This is a genomic window from Paraburkholderia sp. RCC_158 (assembly GCF_041355255.1).
Taxonomy (GTDB): Bacteria; Pseudomonadota; Gammaproteobacteria; order Burkholderiales; family Burkholderiaceae; genus Paraburkholderia; species Paraburkholderia graminis.
The window spans coordinates 31444-48068 of the sequence record NZ_JBFUPM010000007.1; the positions used below are offsets into that span (position 1 = coordinate 31444).

Consider the following 16625-nt stretch of genomic DNA (forward strand, 5'->3'; position numbering starts at 1 on the left):
GGAACCTGTTTCGATGGTAGTCAAAAACCGCGCGGTTTCAATCCGCGTTCGCCCTTGCTGAGCACGCACGCGCGCATAAAAAAGGCGAACTCGCTAACGAGTTCGCCTTCGCGATCTGCCATGCATTTGCACGCCGCAGAACGGCGCGCTCCGCGTTTTACTTCAACGCTTGCCGTGCCGCCTGGACCGCCGCCAGCACCTGCTCCGGCGCCGTGCCGCCCGGATGATTGCGGCTCGCGACCGAGCCTTCGAGCGTGAGATACGAGAACACGTCGTCGCCGATCAGATGCGCGACGTTCGGCAACTCGGCGCGCATTTCCTCGAGCGTCAGGTCTGCGAGGTCGATGCCGCGATCCGCGCAGATCCGCACGGCGAGCGCAACGGCTTCGTGCGCGTCGCGAAACGCCAGGCCGCGCTTGACCAGATAGTCGGCCAGATCGGTTGCCGTCGAGAAGCCTTGCAACGCGGCGTCGCGCATCGCTTGCGGCTTCACCGAAATGCCCGCGACCATTTCAGCGAAGATACGCAGCGTGTCGGCCACTGTGTCGACGGTATCGAACAGCGGTTCCTTGTCTTCCTGATTGTCCTTGTTGTACGCGAGCGGCTGGCCTTTCATCAGCGTGAGCAGCGCCATCAGATGGCCGTTCACGCGGCCGGTCTTGCCGCGCGCGAGTTCGGGGACGTCCGGGTTCTTCTTCTGCGGCATGATCGACGAACCGGTGCAGAAGCGGTCGGCCAGATCGATGAAGCCGACGCGCGGGCTCATCCACAAGACGAGTTCTTCGGAGAAGCGCGAGATGTGCGTCATCACGAGCGCCGACGCCGCCGTGAATTCGATCGCGAAGTCGCGGTCGGAGACGGCATCCAGCGAGTTCGCGCAGATGCCGTCGAAGCCGAGCGTTTTCGCGACCGCGTGACGGTCGATCGGATAGCTCGTGCCGGCGAGTGCCGCCGCGCCGAGCGGCAGACGGTTCACGCGTTTGCGGCAGTCGAGCATGCGCTCGGCGTCGCGCGAAAACATTTCGACGTAGGCGAGCAGATGATGGCCGAACGTGACCGGCTGCGCGACCTGCAAGTGCGTGAAGCCGGGCATGATGGTCGACGCGTTCTTCTCCGCCATGTCGAGCAGCGCGGTGCGCAGTTCCGTCAGCAATCCGCCGATGCGGTCGATCTCGCCGCGCAGCCACAGGCGGATGTCGGTCGCGACCTGGTCGTTACGCGAGCGGCCCGTGTGCAGGCGCTTGCCGGCGTCGCCGATGAGAGCGGTCAGACGCGCCTCGATGTTCAGGTGGACGTCTTCCAGGTCGAGTTGCCACTCGAACTCGCCGCGCTCGATTTCACCCTTGATCTGCGCCATGCCGCGTTGGATCGCGGCGAGGTCGTCGGCGGCGATGATCTTTTGCGCGGCCAGCATCGAGGCGTGCGCAAGCGACCCTTCGATGTCGACGAGCGCCAGACGCTTGTCGAAGAAAACCGACGACGTGTAGCGTTTGACGAGCTCCGACATCGGCTCCGAGAAGCGAGCCGACCAGGCTTCGCCTTTTTTGTGCAGTTGGGACGTCATGGTGTTGGGCAGTTATGCGGCGGTTAAAGTGGCGCTTAGTCGGTGCTTACCTGGCGGTTGAGCGAGCGGCGATAAGGCTGACGGCACAGTGCGCGCGGCATGACCATGCGCAGCGTCGCCGAAGCGAAGAAAGACAGCGATTTTAACACTGGCGCGAGGCGTGGCCGACGATTGAACGGCCAGGCGCTTGCCATTTCATACGAGCGGAAGCTCCCGCAACGCAACGCGACGCAACCACAACCGCTCACTCCCGCACCAGCACCACCAGCTTCAAATCCTCACGATGCGCAGGCTTGAACGTGATCTGATCGTAGACGAGCCGCCCGTCGCGCGGATGGTTGAATTCGCGCCGTCCACCTTCGCGGCCGCCGACATCCTGCGACGCCCAGAAGCGCGCGAACGCGTCGCTCGCGGCGGTCAGCGAATCGATCAGCGCGCGCGTGGGCGCATCGTTCAGATGACGGATCGAGTCCGCGCGAAACTCAGCCGCAAGCCGCCGCGCGCGCGTTTCCCAATCGACGATCAGTTCGCGCGCCGCCGCTTCCGTGAACGTATAGCGCAGCAGATTGCGGTCGTGCGCGCCGTCGAGCCAGCCGACGAAAAGCGCCGCCGCGCGCTCGTTCCAGGCCAGCGCATTCCATTGACGGTCCAGCACGTAGGCCGGCGCGTTCACCAGTTGCACGGTTTCGAGCAGCGTGGCGGGCGCGTCGGCGGCGGCCGGATCGGGTTCGGCCGGATCGCGCTGCGCCGCCAGCTCGAACAGATACGCGCGCTCGGCGCGCGACAGTTGCAACGCGACGGCGATGCGCGCGAGCGCATCGGCGGAAGCGGAAACCGGACGGCCTTGCTCGATCCATGTGTACCAGGTCGGGCTCACGCCGCACAGTTGCGCGACTTCCTCGCGGCGCAAGCCCGGCGTGCGGCGGCGCGGGCCGGGCGGCAGGCCGACCGCTTGCGGCGACAGCCGTTCGCGATGCGCGCGGATAAAGTCGCCGAGCGCGCGGGCGGGCGTGGCGTCGAGCGGCGGCGGCTGGTCGGCGGAAGAGGGCGGGGTCATTCGGTTCTTGCTGAGCGTGAGGAGGGTGGCGGGGTGGTGTTATAGATACCAGAATAATTGCTTAACTTGTACCGGTACACGGCGGGCTCTATTGTAGCGGCGTAGCGACTCGAACGGCAGGCCGCGCTGCCCGCGCGCTACACGCGGATTCACACGACACGACATCCCACGCTGACAACCGGAGCTATCCATGAAGCATCACGATCAGGTCGCCGACGCCTTTGGCTCGACCGCCGCCGCTTATTTGACGAGTCCGACGCATGCCACCGGCGCCGATCTGCGCACGCTGGCCGAAGCGGTCGCCGCGACGCCGGGCGCGACGGTGCTGGACATGGGTTGCGGCGCGGGCCACGCGAGCTTCGCCGTCGCGCCGCATGCGCAAGAGGTGGTCGCCTACGACATCGCCGCGCCGATGCTCGCGATCGTCGAAAGCGCGGCGAAGGAGCGCGGTCTCGCGAATATCCGCACGCAGCAAGGCGCCGCCGAAAAGCTGCCGTTCGGCGATCACACCTTCGACTGGGTCGTGAGCCGCATGAGCGCGCATCACTGGCACGACGTGGCGCCCGCGCTTGCCGAAGTGCGGCGCGTGCTGAAGCCGGGCGGCAGGGTGCTGTTCATCGACATTGCGGGCATCGATCATCCGCTGCTCGATACGCACATTCAGGCAATCGAACTCTTGCGCGACGGTTCGCATATTCGCGATTACCGTGCCGACGAATGGATCGCGATGTTCGAAGCCGCGGGCTTCAAGGCGTCGATTCGCGAGCGCTGGCGTATCGACCTCGAATTCAGTTCGTGGATCGCGCGTATGCGCACGCCGGAGCCGCGTGTCGCGGCGATTCAGTCGCTGTGGCGTGGTTCGCCGGATGAGGTGCGGCAGTATTTCGACGTAAAGGAAGATGGCTCGTTCAAGCTCGACGCGTTGATGATCGACGCGAGTTAAACGCGGCACGACCGCTTGCTGAAAAAACTAAAGCCGGACGCGACCGCAATCGGTCGACGCCCGGCTTTATTTCAATCGCACGGCAGCAACGTTCTCAATTCTCAAACGCCGCCGCACACCTTCAGCCCGTATTCCGCAAGCCCGCCGCAATCCCGTTGATCGTCAAATGAATCCCGCGCCGCACGCGCGCGTTGGTATCGCCCGAGCGATGGCGCTTGAGCAATTCCACCTGCAAGTGATTGAGCGGATCGAGATACGGGAAGCGGTTCTTGATCGAGCGCGCGAGCAGCGGATTTTCCGCGAGCCGCTCGCTCTTACCGGTGATCTCCGACAACACCTTCGACGTGCGCTCCCATTCCGCGACGATCCGCTCGAACACGTGCTTGCGCAGCTTCTTGTCGGACACGAGCGCCGCGTAGCGCGAGGCCACCGCGAGATCGGTCTTGGCGAGCACCATGTCCATGTTCGACAGCAGCGTCGAGAAAAACGGCCAGCTCTTGTGCATCTTCTTGAGCAGCGCAAGACGGCGCCCACGTTCGGCGTCGCTCGGCGCGCCGTCGAGAAAGGCGGCGACCGCGCTGCCGAAGCCGTACCAGCCCGTCAGCAGCAGCCGGCATTGGCCCCACGAAAACCCCCACGGAATCGCGCGCAAATCTTCGATCTTGCGTTGCTTCGGGTCTTGCAATTTGCGCGACGCCGGACGGCTGCCGATGTTCAGCTCCGCGATCTCCGAGATCGGCGTCGACTCGAAGAAATACTCCTTGAAGCCGGGCGTTTCGTACACGAGCGCGCGATACGACGCCATCGCCGCGTCGGACAACTGCTGCATCGTTTGCTCGAATGCAGGCAGTTCGGCGGGCGCATTGCCGTGCGGCAGCAGCGACGCTTCGAGCGTCGCGGCCACTACCGTTTCCAGATTGCGCCGGCCGATGTCCGGGTTGCCGAACTTGCTCGCGATCACTTCGCCTTGCTCCGTCAAACGGATCTGGCCGTCGACGGTGCCAGGCGGCTGCGACAGAATCGCCTGATAGGTCGGGCCGCCGCCACGGCCGACGGTGCCGCCGCGTCCGTGGAAAAGGCGCAGCGTGATGGCGCGTTCGTTAAAGAGCGACACGAGCGCGAGTTCGGCGCGGTACAACTCCCAGTTCGACGTGAGGAAGCCGCCGTCCTTGTTGCTGTCCGAATAGCCGAGCATCACTTCCTGCTCGTTGCCCTGATGTTCGATGATCGAATCGACGCCCGGCAGCGCAAGCAGATCGCGCATGATGTGCGGCGCGTTGCGCAAGTCGGGAATCGTCTCGAAGAGCGGAATCACCATCAGCGCCGCTTTGGCCGGATCGTTCGCGTCGCCGAGCCGCCCTTGCAGCAGGCCGGTTTCTTTTTGCAGCAGCATCACTTCGACGAGATCGCTGACCGTCTCCGTGTGCGAAATGATGTAGTTGCGCACCGCGCGCGCGCCGAATTTCTCGCGCGTGACGCGGGCTTGCTCCAGCACGCCGAGTTCGCTTTTCACGAGGTCCGAGTAGTCGGCATACGGCAGGCGCAACGGACGCGGCTGCGCGAGTTCGGTGAGCAGCACGTCGAGCTTCTCGTTTTCTTCGAGCGCCGCGTAGTCGTCGTGGACGCCCGCGCGCTTCAACAGCTCGGCAATCACTGCTTCGTGGATGTCCGAACTCTGACGCAAGTCGATGCTCGCAAGGTGGAAGCCGAACACTTCGGCCGCGCGCGCCAGCGGCGCGAGACGCGGCGCGGCGAGCGGCGCACCGTGATGCTCGGCGAGCGAATCGATCAGCACATGCAGGTCGCGCGCGAATTCGGCGGCGTCGTCATAAGGCGTGGCGCGAATCGGCGCCGCGCCGCGTCCCGCGCTGCGCAGCGGCACGCTGCCTTCGCCGAGACGCACGCGCGCGCTTGCCGCGAGCCGCGTGTACATGCCGATCAGCGCGCGCCGATACGGCTCGTCCGTGCGATGCGGCGAACGGTCCGGCGAGTTTTCCGCAAGCGCTTTGAGTTCATCGCTTGCGCCGGCCAGCAGATTCGACACCGACAATTCCGCGCCTAGCTTGTGCACCTGCTCCAGATAGTGTTCGAAGATGACCTCGGCCTGGCGCGAGATCGCGTGCTCGAGCGTTTCGGCGGTGACGTTCGGATTGCCGTCGCGGTCGCCGCCGATCCAGCTACCCATCTGGAAGAACGGCGGCAGGCGCGCTTCGAGACCGTGCTCCTTCAGCGCTTCTTCGACATCGGCGTAGAGCGCGGGAATTTCCTCGAGGAAGGTCGCGCGGTAGTACGACAGCGCGTTCTCGATTTCGTCCGCGACGGTCAGCCGCGAGTCGCGCAGCATGCGCGTTTGCCACAGCGACGTGACGCGCGCGCGCAACATCGTTTCGTTCTGCGCGCGTTCGCGGTCGGTCAACTGCTGGTCGCGTTCGGCGAGCAGGCGCGCGACGTCGTGCTCCGCATCGAGAATGCTCTTGCGCTGCACTTCAGTCGGGTGCGCGGTGAGCACGGGCACGATCAGCGCGTTGTTGAAAAACTGCTGCAACACCGGCGTTGCTGCGGCGCCCGCTTCGACGAGCCGCTCCAGCGCATAGGCGATGCTGCCCGGCTGCGGAGCCGAGCCCGCCAGCGCGTGAATACGATGGCGGCGGTTGCGGTGACGGTCCTCGGCGATATTCGCGAGGTGCGAGAAGTAGCTGAACGCGCGCACCACGCTCACCGTTTGCTCAGGGCTCAGCGAGCGCAGTTTCTTGTCGAGCGTTTGCGCGGCGGCGTTGTCGTCCTCGCGACGAAAACGCACGGCCGTCTGCCGGATCGTTTCGACGACGTCGAACACCGCGTCGCCTTCCTGTTCGCGCAGCACGTCGCCGAGCAGGCGGCCGAGATAGCGGATGTCCTGGAAGAGCGGATGATCCTTGTCGTCGCGCGTGCGGCCGTTCGTTTTGGGCGCGGCGATGACGATGCTTTCCGAGGACACGGCTTGCAGGTTCGCCGCGTTGTCTTCGGCTTTGCTCTTCGTCTTCGCCTTCGCGTTCGCTTTGCCGTTCTTCATCGCGGAGGCGGCCTCGCTCGCTTTGCCCGCCTTCGATGTCTTCACGGTCTTTTCCGCTTTGACGGGCACGGAGGTTTTCTCGGCCTTGATGGCTTTGGCGGCGTTCGCGGCGGTGGCGGCCTTCGCGGCTTTCGCAGGCTTCGCGCCAGCCGTCGCGCGTTTGGCTTTGGCCGGCTGCGTGGCGTGTGCGTCCGCGGCGGACGAGGCGGAAGCCGTCGACGCGTCGACGTCGGCAGTGGAAGCGTTGGGCGATGCAGTGTTGCGGCGGGCGGAGCGCGCCGATCCGGAAGACGTCACGATGGGTTTCCTCAGGGAAGCCAGGGTCTGTTAAGTGATGAACTGCTACTGCGGAACTCGAACTGCACTGAAACGGCAACGTGAACTGCATGAAGCGGTATGCACCGATGGCGATACGCCGGAGAGGATGGCCGCGCGTGACGAGGTCCGCATACGGCGCATGTTGCGCCGCATTGAATCATCGCGCATGCGGCGCCGCGATGCGCGAACGACCGTGCGTGAAGAGCTTGCTGCAAAGTCAAACGCACCACAGCCGCAAGTCGCCCGTATTTCGCACGCACAACGTCCTGGGCAGCCGCGCATGGCGCGACGCCCGTCTCCTCCATCGATACCGCGTCGGCACGGCGCCCCTTCCACCTCTACTCGAGCCTTGATCCGTAAGGGCGGCAGGCGGGCGAACCGAGGGGGAGAACGCAAGAGCGCGTGCTAACATTCCTTGTTATTCCATCCCGTCATTCAATCGACAAGCTAATGAACACCGAGACGTTTGCCGCGCCACCCCACACGCTTGTGATTGCTTCGCGAGAGAGCCGCCTTGCGATGTGGCAGGCGGAGCATGTGCGATGTGCGCTGCACAAATTATATCCATCTTGCGACGTAAAAATCCTCGGAATGACGACACGTGGCGATCAGATTCTCGATCGTACGCTGTCGAAGGTGGGTGGTAAGGGTCTCTTCGTCAAGGAACTGGAAGCCGCGCTCGCCGATGGCCGCGCCGACCTCGCCGTGCATTCGCTGAAAGACGTGCCGATGGAATTGCCCGCGGGCTTTGCACTATCCACGATCATGGAGCGTGAAGACCCGCGCGATGCGCTCGTCTCGAACGATTACGACTCGCTCGCCGCGCTGCCGGCCGGCGCCGTGGTCGGCACATCGAGCCTGCGCCGCGAAGCGATGTTGCGCATGCGCTATCCGCATCTCGAAGTGCGGCCGCTGCGCGGCAATCTGGACACGCGTCTCGCCAAGCTCGACCGCGGCGATTACGCGGCGATCATTCTCGCGGCGGCGGGGCTGAAGCGTCTCGGTCTCGAAGGCCGCATCCGCGCGCTGCTCGATCCGGAAGACAGCTTGCCCGCCGCCGGGCAGGGCGCACTCGGCATCGAGATTCGCGCCGACCGCGCGGAACTCGCGGCGTGGCTCGCGCCGCTGCATCACGAACACACGGCTGCGGCCGTCGAGGCGGAGCGCATGGTGTCGCGCGTGCTCGGCGGCAGTTGCGAAGTGCCGCTCGCCGCGTACGCGACATGGCATGACGGCGCGCTGCATCTGCGCGGCATCGTCGCCACGCCCGACGGTCAACGCGTGCTGAGCGCGCAGGCGTCGGCACCCGCGCCGACCACGGAACGCGCCATCGCATTGGGCCGCGAAGTGGCGAGCGCGCTCGAACAGCAAGGCGCGATGGACATCGTCCGCGCGTTGAGCACGGCGAGCGCGGTGGATGGCGCCGCGGCATCGTCCGGCAACGGCGCCGCGGACAGCGCGGTATCCGGCGACTGATGGCCGCCCATACCGACACTTCGGGCAACGCGTCGGCATCATCGCCGGCTGCCGGCAAGGCGGCGTTCACGGTCGTCATTACGCGACCGGCCGGTCAGTCGAGCGAACTGATTGAGCGGCTTGCCGCGGCCGGTGCCGTCACGCTCGACTTTCCACTGATCGACATCGCCCCGGTCGAAGACGACGCGCCGTTGCGCGCCGCGCTCGGCTCGCTCGAACGTTATGCGCTCGTCGTATTCGTGTCGCCGAACGCAATCGATCACGCGTTCGCCCGAAGCGGCGCGATCTGGCCGCATGCATTGCCGGTCGGCGTGGTCGGGCCGGGCAGCGTGCGCGCGCTCGCGCGTCACGGCGTGAATGCGCCGGCGCACCAGGTCATCAGCCCGGCGTCGGACGCCGACGAAGACAACGGCCGCTTTGATTCCGAAGGCCTCTTCGCCGCGATCGACGCAGCGCTCGGCGAGGCGAATCTCGAAGGCAAGCGCGTGCTGATCGTGCGCGGCGACGGCGGCCGCGAGTGGCTCGCCGACCGCCTGCGCGAAGCCGGCGCCGAAGTCGAAACGGTCGCCGCGTATCGGCGCCTCGTGCCCGAGCCGTCTATCGCGGCTTGGGCGCGCGTGCATCGACTGCTGGCGGGCGAACCGCACGCATGGCTTCTGACCAGTTCCGAAGGCGTGCGCAACCTGCACGAACTCGCGCAAGAACATCTCACCGCCGACGAAATCGCGCAGCTCAAGCGCGCGACGATCGTCGCGCCGCATCCCCGTATCGCGCAGACCGCGCGGGCATTGGGTTTTGATAGGATTACGGTGTCCGGCGCGGGCGACGAGCGCATCGCCCAAGCCTTGCTCGCCGCCCTGCCGACCGTAGTTCAACCGGTATCGTCCAATCCGGCTCATTCACCGGCTCAATCACGCATGACTGAAACGAACGCATCCACGAACGCTTCACCCCAGCCGGCCGCGACCGCAAGCTTGCCGCCGAACCAACCCTTCACGCCCTACGAAGCGCAAAAGCGCCGCAGCGCGAGCGGACCGCTGTTGTGGTTTGTCGTCGTGGTTCTGGCTTGCGCCGCGGGCGTGGGCGGCTATGCGCTCAACCGCAAGCTGGAGCGCACCGAGCAGCAGCTTACGCAACGTCAGCAGGCGAACGACACGCAAGCCAACGAGTTGCGCATCAAGACCGAGCAGGCGCTCGCCACGGTGCGTCAGTCGGACTCGCAGGTCGCGCAACTGGAAGGCAAGCTCGCCGACGCGCAGGCCGGGCAGCAGGCGCTGCAACAGCAATACGCGGATCTCGCGCGCAATCGCGACGACTGGACGCTCGCCGAAGTGGGTCAGATGCTGTCGGCCGCGAGTCAGCAGTTGCAGTTGACCGGCAACACGCAGCTTGCGCTCTTCGCGCTGCAAAGCGCCGACACGCGGCTCGCCGCGTCGGACAGCACGCAGGCGGTTGCGGTGCGCAAGGCGATTGCGCAGGACATCGACAAGCTGAAGGCCGCGCCTTCCACCGACCTCACGGGTCTCGCGATCAAGCTCGACAACGCGGTCGATCAGATCGACAGTCTGCCGCTTTCCGGCGAGGCGCCGATCGCGCACGCGACGCCGCAAGCGGCGACGTGGGCCGACACGGCAAAGGTCGCGGCGGCCACTGGCGAGCCGCGCTGGAAAGTGTGGTGGCGCGAGGTGACGACCGGCATCGGCCAGCAGTTGACGAGCCTCGTGCAGGTGCGCCGCATCGACAATGCGGACGCGATGATGGTCGCGCCCGATCAGGGCTACTTCGTGCGTGAGAACGTGAAGCTGCGTCTGTTGTCCGCGCGGCTCGCGCTCCTGTCGCGCAACCAGACGACGCTCAAGTCCGACCTGCAGGCTGCGCAAACGGCGCTGACGCGCTACTTCGATGCGTCGTCGAAGAAAACGCAAAACGTGGCCGATCTCGTCAAGCAGGTGGAAGCCGGTTCGGCCGCCGTCGAATTGCCGAATCTGAATACGAGCCTGCAGGCGGTCAATCAATACCGGAGCCGAGGTTAATCATGGCGATCCGGGGACTTCTATGGCTCGCGTTGCTGTTCACCATCGCGGTCGTGCTGGCGGTGGTCGGGCGCTTCGACATGGGACAGGTGCTGCTGGTGTATCCGCCGTACCGCATCGACATGTCGCTGAATCTGTTCGTGGTCGGGCTCGTGGTGCTGTTCATTCTGCTGTATGCGTTGTTGCGCATCGTGCGCAATATCTGGCGCATGCCGCAGCGCGTGGCCGCGTATCGTGCGCGCTCGCGTGTCGCGAAGGCGCACGCCGCGCTGCGTGACGCGATCGGCAATCTGTACGCGGGGCGTTTTTCGCGCGCGGAAAAGGCCGCGAAAGACGCGCTCGCGAATGGCGACAACAAGGGCGCGGCTGGCCTGATCGCGGCGGCGGCGGCGCATCGCATGCATGAATATGCGCGGCGCGACGAATGGCTCGCGCAGATCGACGAGGCCGACTGGCAGGACGCGCGTCTGATGGCCACCGCCGACATGCGCGCCGACGGCCGCGACGCCGACGGCGCGTTGGCCGCGCTCAAGGAAATGCAATCGCAGGGCGGGCGGCGCATTCACGCGCAGCAGATCATGTTGCGCGCGCAACAGCAATTGAAGAACTGGGGCGAAGTGCTCAAGCTCGTCAAGACGCTGGAAAAGCGCGAGGCGATTCATCCGGCGGTGGCCGTCCGTTTGCGGCAACTCGCAGCGGAGAATTTGCTGCGCGATCGTCGGCATAACGCCGATGCGCTGCTCGAACTATGGAATTCGCTGGCGCCGACCGAGCGCCATTCGCCGCGTCTCGCCGATCTCGCCGCCGAACTGCTGGTGGCGCTGAATCGTCCGCAGGAAGCGCGCAAGATTGTCGAGGAAGCGCTCGCGCAGAATTGGGACGCGCGCTTGTTGCGTCGTTATCCGGATACGGCGGGCGGCGACGCGTTGCCGCTAATTCAGAAGGCCGAGGGCTGGCAGAAGGATCGTCCGGACGATGCGGACTTGTTGTTCGCGTTGGGGCGCTTGTGTCTGCATCAGCAGTTGTGGGGCAAGGCGCAGTCGTTCCTGGAGCGTGCGCTGAAGCTCGCCGATAACGAGACGCTGAAGATCCGGTCGCATCGCGCGTTGGCTCGCTTGCATGAGCAGCTTGGCGATGCGGAGAAGGCGAGCCTGCATTATCGCGAAAGTGCGTTGGCTATGAATATTGTTTGAGTTGGGTTTTGGGTTTTTGGATGATGGCCGCAGCGGGTGCTGCGGCCATTTTTTTTTGCGTTTTGTTTTTTGTTGCTTGTGCGGTTGGTTTGTGGTTTGCGCGGGTTGCGGCCGTTACTTAGTGTGGTGCGGCTGCGGGTGGTTGCGTGATGTTTGCGGTCACGGAGGCGGCGCGTTTCGTGGACGCGTTTTTGCCGCGCGATGTGCTTTCGTCCGCGGCAGTCGAAGAGGCGTTTGCTCTCTGCGATGCTTCGGCGAGCAGCTTCGTTGCATGATGCGCGGTGATGCGGCTGCGCGGGACGCCCTTCGCATCGAGTGCGATCACCTGGAACAACTCGCGGTCGCATTCGAGTTCCTGCTGATACTGCTCTGCTGTGTCGAGCAACAGTTCGATGAGCTTTTGACGGCGCTGTCTTTCGTCGCGCGAAACGGCAGGATTTCTAACTATCGACGACGCAAGTGTGATCAAGGTGTCCAGTTGAGCTACCTGCCGGTCGCAGAGGTCGAACGCGGATAGGGCGAGTTTTTCGTACTGGAGTGCGTCGACGGGTGGGCGCGAAGGTGTGTGGTTCTTGATGGGCTTGGTCATGGTGCGATCTCCCTGGTGCTGCTTTGGATCGCCCGGACACGCGCTTTTTTGAGGAAGGGTGAGCGGGCACGTGGCGGGGTTAGCAGACCGGCGTTGAAACCAAAACCGGCGAGCCTTGCGGCTCCCCCACCACGGCCCGCCCATTGAATTATAGACGTGCAGCAGTAGACGCACGGCCTGCCTAGGCAGGCGTGCGGGTTTCAACGTTCAGGCTGCTAAACCTGGTCGCAGGTTGTTTTCCGGCGACTTGGTGATTATAGGGGAGTGGGACTGTCTTGAATTTGGGGGAGTTGGGGGAATGCTTCGGAATGTTAAATGGGGGGTGAGGGAGGGGGGCTGGTTCTGCCGTTGGTTACCGTTTGCTGCAAAAGTAACCCGGCGGCGAGTAGGTCCGTTGTCGTTAGCCGAGGTTTGCATCCGGTCGCCGGTTAGCCAATAACAGGTCGAAGAGTTGTCAGGGGCAGAGATCGACTCGTTACCGTCATTCGCGTTGCTCCAACGGCAACGGCCGTTCCGAGAGTCCAACTGTCACGCTCTGCCGCATATCTGATCTGCTGGCATTTGCGCCTCGGCCGCAGCCGTGTCAGGTTTTCATGCCAGCGGGGCAAAATACTGCAGGAATCGACCTTGCAAGCCTCATAACTTAGGCTATGTGCGACTACGCAAAGGTTGTTGAGGCTATAAGCTGGGAGCGTTTTCCGCCGTGCGCATCAAAATCGAGAGTGACAGCACCTATTCTGTGTCCGATAGTACGAAAAGGTTGGGCGGACGAAGCAACGTCGCCTTCAGCAAGAGGCAATCGGCCGACAATAGAATGAACGTTAGTTTCTTATTCTAAACGAGAACTTGTAAATAAAAGGAACAGCAATGATGAAGTTGCCAGCTACGTTTTGGTCAGGCATCGTTACATTCATTGTGACGCTGATAATAAATGCGGGCATCAGCTACTATTCGGGTGATCAAGGTCTCGCAACGATGGGTCGACCAGTCATGCTCAATGGTAAGGTAGTTTTGCCATTGGCTCTGGAAAACTTCTCTGGCAAATCGATTAGCGGACTGTTGATGCAGGTTCCCGAGGACGTGGGCGTTGCAAGCATAGTTCGCGACGCTCCAGTGCAGATCACGAGCGCCAGCGATTCAGCCGGTAATTTAACGCGCTCGATTCGAATAGACGGCCTAGAACCCAGAGCGAGGACGAATCTGTTTGTAGTGCTCCGCGACGTCACGGAAGCGCCGTTGGTTCGAATAATCAACGCTGATGACATTGGTTTTTCGTCTGCAGATGGAGTGCCAGAATCAAAGCTGCACCGCTCCATAACGTATGGATTGATGGTGGCCGCTATTTATGCGGCCATTGCCGTCGCGCTGGGATATTATTTCAATAAAATGAACGAATCACTTCACAAGAAGTTGGATGAGGCAAATGAAAATTCGGTCAAATTGCGCGAGACTTCCAGTAAACTTCGTAAAGAATTGGATGATCTTAAAGGAATGCAGTCAAGGATAAGGGTGCTGTTATTGTCAAGAATATCCGATTATTCGGCTGAACTTGATTTCTGGAGAAATGCAGTAAAGGAATTGCTTTTGCGGCGAGGAGCACCGGCAAGCACTTCTGACGAGTTAATACAGTGTGTCACTCGCACACTCAAAACGTTTGGCACAAGGCGTGGATCTGACGACTTCGATGCAATCGTTTTCGCAGCGGCCGCTCTTAAAGATGCGGAAAACAGGGCTCGTCAATAGCAGAGGCTGACCGGTAGTCAATTCTGGCAAAGTGGATCGGGCCGCTAGCCCAGGCGGTTAGCCACGCCAAATCGTATCGCTTGTAGTCTGCGCGTTGCTCGACATCCACAGCGGCTGTAGCCGCATCAGGAAAGTCTGACCGACGCGACGGACGACGGACGACTGATGGCCCGGCCAAGAAATTAAGAAGTCGGCGCCACAAGGCGCGGTAGCCGACCGGTGCTGAATTTCCGTGATCGATCCTGAGCAGACCTCTGTGATCCATGGCGCGATGTCCGGTCGGTAACCCAAGCAGTCGCCGAATACAAATCGTCAGTGGTCAACTCTGTTAGATATTGTGAATTGAACAAGCGTGTTCAATTTATCCCGGGGTCGCTAGTGCTCGTTGTGCTAAGACATATAGACGGAAAGCTCCCATGCTCGCTGTTACAAAGTGCTCAACTTCACTTGTGCTTGCGGCCCGCGGATGTGAAAACTCCATTAAGAGGCCAACACGTTCGAGCTTCGGCGCAAACGGGCCGACATCGTTAAACAGATTTATCGGCGTGTCGCCGCTTGAAAAGACTCCTCTCGTCAATGATGACCTTACTCTAGCCACAGCGACAGCGCTCTGAATCGCAGGTATGGCTGGTAACGGAGGCCTTGGACTGCGCTTAATTTCGGACGCGCTCAGGAACCATTGCACAAAATCAGAAAAGTCGCGGTCATGCAACGTCTCGGATGCCAAGAATACTTGCTCGTCTTCGGCAGTTGCTTGTTTATCGTCAAGCAGGAGCGCTGCAGTTAGTATGCCGATGACCTTCGGGCCGACGTCTCGACTCGCACACAACGCGACCCGTCGATACGAGTCGTATAGCAATGCGCTCTGAGATTCGCCTTCCACAAGCATTTCCAGTACATCGTTCAGATCGGCTGATAGGCCTTTGATGTCTTGTTCTTTTCTCACCTCTTCGACCAACCGCTCCGTGAATCTTTGCGCTCGGTACTCGGTCCACCGGCCCAGAACCCTCGCTTTGATTTTCTCTTTGAAATGCTCGACGGCCGCTTCACCAGCCTTCGATGCCAACCAATGACTCGCTTTTGCGATGCCAATTTCGATAGACATATTTGATTTCCACTAGTCGTTAAGCTGAAGGCGCCCACAATTAGGGCCGCCGCTACGGAGACTTAATCACACGCGAAGTTGCGCTCTCCTCGCGGCGAGGCGCACTACAAAAAAGGCAGCACGTGCATATCGAAACACTACCCCTTATCCATCAATCACGATGGCTTATGCGATATGCACACCAATGACATCTGCGAAGGCCAGTTCGGCGCGCGCGTCGAGCAGTTCGACGGAAACGGTATGGAGACCACGGTACGCTGTGTCGCGGTCGATGTGTGCAACAGTGGGCCTCGGATTGCGGTATGCGTCCGTCGTGGGCTTCATGTCGAGTTGAATAGTTTCAGGGGTGGTCTGCACCGCGTGAGTGGCCTCGACACCGTGATTCTGCTTCACGAACTTAACGGTCAACGGCAGTCTCATACCATCTAGCGCACCAGGTTCGGCTCGCAATTCGAAGCGCAGCGACCGCCCTTTTTGGAGGCATGCGGAAATCGACGGATAGCGGACTGACGCGGCGCCATCGTTCAGCAAATAAGCAGAGAACGTGATTCCGCCGTGCGACTTCACACCGCCTACGACCAGTTCTTTTAGCTCGGTAGGCAACGGAAGCAGTTTCGCGAATTTTCCGAAATTCAGTTCGCGGATGCGATAGTTGTTCGGGGTGCCGTCCGGACGGATGTAGTTGGGCGACAGATATTCCACTGCTTCCTGCTTCCCTGCACGCGTCTTGTACTTAATCGCGGTCATCACTTCGGGGACGTCCAGAAACTTAAGCAGGTTGTGGCCGAGCATGGCGCTGTCTTTCGACGCCATGCCCTGTAGCTTTGCAGATGCGTCAACAAAGAACGAAGTCGCCGTGACTTCGTTGACGACCGAGTAGCCGTACGAGGACCAGAGGACCTCTTTATCACCACCGAAGTCGACCCCGACACGAAAGCCGATGTCGCTCGCGTCGATGCCGTGTCGCAGAAGGTCAGGAACGACAGACTGCGTCATCAGCACTTGCAGCATCGCCGCACAGGACAGCGCAGCCATCGCGGAGGACTCTTTCGTCTGCAGCCGATCACCGAAGTACGCCATCAGTGCATCACCCATGAAGCGGTGCACGTGCCCGTCCATTGAGCGCACGACCTCGGACGCTGCACGAAGAATTGAATTCTTGATGTGCCGAACCATCTCTAGGTCGTAGCGGAGCGAAAGACGCGTCGAGTTTGCGATGTCGACGAACATCGTGGTGATGTGATGCAACTCAGTCTCATCCGTACCTTGAAGGTGAGCAAATTCCGGGTGTGGTCCAATAGTGCCATTGTTGACCGCAGGCGACTTCCCGAACCATTCCCGAATCGGCCGTTGAACTGCGTATTCTTCTTGGATAGCAGGAAGCATGGCAGCATCCGCGTACGCTTCAAACACCGGCCGATCTACGCTGTCCATCACGAGTGAAGACTGCTTGGTTAATGTCTTCGATTTGCTGCCCTCATACAGGCGGCCGAAGCTGCCGCGAAACTGCTCAACATCTTTGCGCATAATGTAGCCTCAAAATGAGAAGGAT

Annotated in this window: 11 protein-coding genes; 5 read left to right on the forward strand and 6 right to left on the reverse strand. The window is 62.0% G+C overall.

Features of this window, described 5'->3' with window-relative positions; all coding sequences use genetic code 11:
- Positions 1-157 precede the first annotated feature (157 nt).
- Both argH and AB6809_RS15635 read right to left on the reverse strand, forming a co-directional pair.
- On the reverse strand, positions 158-1564 hold the full coding sequence (gene argH, locus AB6809_RS15630) for an argininosuccinate lyase (RefSeq protein WP_006048478.1): 1407 nt from the start codon (positions 1562-1564) through the stop codon (positions 158-160).
- Between the two features lie 244 nt (positions 1565-1808).
- Positions 1809-2621 (reverse strand): helix-turn-helix transcriptional regulator, encoded by an 813-nt coding sequence (locus tag AB6809_RS15635; RefSeq protein ID WP_029971901.1) that lies wholly within the window; start codon positions 2619-2621, stop codon positions 1809-1811.
- 190 nt (positions 2622-2811) lie between these two features.
- On the opposite strand from AB6809_RS15635, the gene AB6809_RS15640 reads away from it, so the two are divergent.
- On the forward strand, positions 2812-3564 hold the full coding sequence (locus AB6809_RS15640) for a class I SAM-dependent methyltransferase (RefSeq protein ID WP_029971902.1): 753 nt from the start codon (positions 2812-2814) through the stop codon (positions 3562-3564).
- Between the two features lie 121 nt (positions 3565-3685).
- On the opposite strand, the gene ppc is transcribed toward AB6809_RS15640, so the two are convergent.
- On the reverse strand, positions 3686-6913 hold the full coding sequence (gene ppc, locus AB6809_RS15645) for a phosphoenolpyruvate carboxylase (RefSeq protein ID WP_029971903.1): 3228 nt from the start codon (positions 6911-6913) through the stop codon (positions 3686-3688).
- Positions 6914-7384: 471 nt separating this feature from the next.
- On the opposite strand from ppc, the gene hemC reads away from it, so the two are divergent.
- Genes hemC through AB6809_RS15660 form a run of 3 tightly spaced genes read left to right on the forward strand, consistent with a single transcriptional unit; the run spans position 7385 to position 11636 of the window.
- On the forward strand, positions 7385-8410 hold the full coding sequence (gene hemC / locus AB6809_RS15650; protein WP_029971904.1) for a hydroxymethylbilane synthase: 1026 nt from the start codon (positions 7385-7387) through the stop codon (positions 8408-8410).
- Positions 8410-10443, forward strand: coding sequence for a fused uroporphyrinogen-III synthase HemD/membrane protein HemX (gene hemDX / locus AB6809_RS15655; protein WP_029971905.1), 2034 nt, complete (start codon positions 8410-8412; stop codon positions 10441-10443). Before hemC ends, hemDX begins: the two co-directional genes overlap by 1 nt.
- 2 nt (positions 10444-10445) lie before the next feature.
- Complete coding sequence (locus tag AB6809_RS15660; protein ID WP_371026864.1) at positions 10446-11636, forward strand: heme biosynthesis protein HemY; 1191 nt, start codon at positions 10446-10448, stop codon at positions 11634-11636.
- A gap of 118 nt (positions 11637-11754) precedes the next feature.
- On the opposite strand, the gene AB6809_RS15665 is transcribed toward AB6809_RS15660, so the two are convergent.
- Positions 11755-12225 (reverse strand): hypothetical protein, encoded by a 471-nt coding sequence (locus tag AB6809_RS15665; RefSeq protein WP_029971906.1) that lies wholly within the window; start codon positions 12223-12225, stop codon positions 11755-11757.
- Positions 12226-13092: 867 nt separating this feature from the next.
- Here AB6809_RS15665 and AB6809_RS15670 point away from each other — a divergent pair.
- Positions 13093-13968, forward strand: a complete 876-nt coding sequence (locus AB6809_RS15670; RefSeq protein WP_029971907.1) for a hypothetical protein — start codon at positions 13093-13095, stop codon at positions 13966-13968.
- Positions 13969-14329: 361 nt separating this feature from the next.
- On the opposite strand, the gene AB6809_RS15675 is transcribed toward AB6809_RS15670, so the two are convergent.
- Both AB6809_RS15675 and AB6809_RS15680 read right to left on the reverse strand, forming a co-directional pair.
- Positions 14330-15073: a hypothetical protein gene (locus AB6809_RS15675; RefSeq protein WP_029971909.1), complete on the reverse strand. Its 744-nt coding sequence runs from the start codon at positions 15071-15073 to the stop codon at positions 14330-14332.
- Positions 15074-15238: 165 nt separating this feature from the next.
- Positions 15239-16600 (reverse strand): adenylate/guanylate cyclase domain-containing protein, encoded by a 1362-nt coding sequence (locus AB6809_RS15680; protein WP_029971910.1) that lies wholly within the window; start codon positions 16598-16600, stop codon positions 15239-15241.
- Positions 16601-16625 lie beyond the last annotated feature (25 nt).